The sequence below is a fragment of the Clostridium sp. AF37-5 genome (assembly GCF_003477605.1).
Classification (GTDB): Bacteria; Bacillota; Clostridia; order Lachnospirales; family Lachnospiraceae; genus Eubacterium_F.
The window spans coordinates 1-999 of record NZ_QUDR01000060.1 but is presented as its reverse complement, the minus strand read 5'-3'; the positions used below and the strand labels follow the sequence as shown (position 1 = coordinate 999).

Annotated in this window: 1 protein-coding gene; it reads right to left on the bottom strand. The window is 34.3% G+C overall.

Features of this window, described 5'->3' with window-relative positions:
• Positions 1-51 precede the first annotated feature (51 nt).
• Positions 52-957, bottom strand: a complete 906-nt coding sequence (locus DW019_RS14800; RefSeq protein ID WP_182431168.1) for an RHS repeat-associated core domain-containing protein — start codon at positions 955-957, stop codon at positions 52-54.
• Positions 958-999 lie beyond the last annotated feature (42 nt).

Below are 999 nucleotides of genomic sequence, written 5' to 3'. Positions count from 1 at the left end.
ATTTGCTATGTCCTTTGTTTCTTGGTTGTCTAAAATTTCTTTTTTTCAAACTTACACCTCATAAAATATTGTTTCTGCATACTTTTTATACTTAATCACCTTTACCCCCAAATTACTCACTATTTTTGTAGTAGGGTTGTAAAATCTGCTCCAATCTTCCTGACTATGCCAATATTTCATTCTTTTATTGATTCCAGACACTTTTATCAGTTTATTCATTTTATTTTTTTCGTATAATGTACCCATAATAACAGCTCGTGCCCACTTTATAGTGCAGTCAGGATTTCTCCCATGTGCCGCATAATCATTATCATTTGTTAACCCATAATAACGCCCTGACTTTAATAATTCTTTCTTTATTCTTGTTCTATTAGTTTTCCCTGCAGCATTTTTAACAATTTTCCAGAACGCTATATTTTCTTTTCTATAACCCATTGCTTTGCTATTTATTTCTTTTGGGGTACATTCACCATATATCATTCTTGCCAAAAGTTCTGGCGCATCAAGTTTGTTTAATTCCCCTTTAGATACATTTTTGCACCACTTTTTTCTATTTTTGATAGTTTGTTTTAAAATTTTTGAAATAGTATGATCTGCTATATTTTTAGTCATTTTCTTAATTTCGTTTCGTATAATTCTTTTTATCTCTTTTGTAACCTTCGTTGCATTTGATTTTCTATGTCCACTTGGATCCCAGGCATTCACTCCATCATTCTCACAATAAGTATACAAATGCAGACTCAGCGGTTCATCGCTTTCCCCAGTATAACTATCCCTCGTCAAAAATCTTCCTACTGCCGGCTGGTAATACCTTGCCCTCAGATACACTTCCTGCGTTTCCTTATCATAATACTCTCCACAATAACGAAACGGATTATCGTCCTTCTTGTCCGGATTCACTTCATTTCCAAAGGAATCATACTCATACGTCTTTGTGACATTTCCCGATTCATCCAAAAGCTGCACCACATTGCCGTGCATATCTGTGACATAATACGT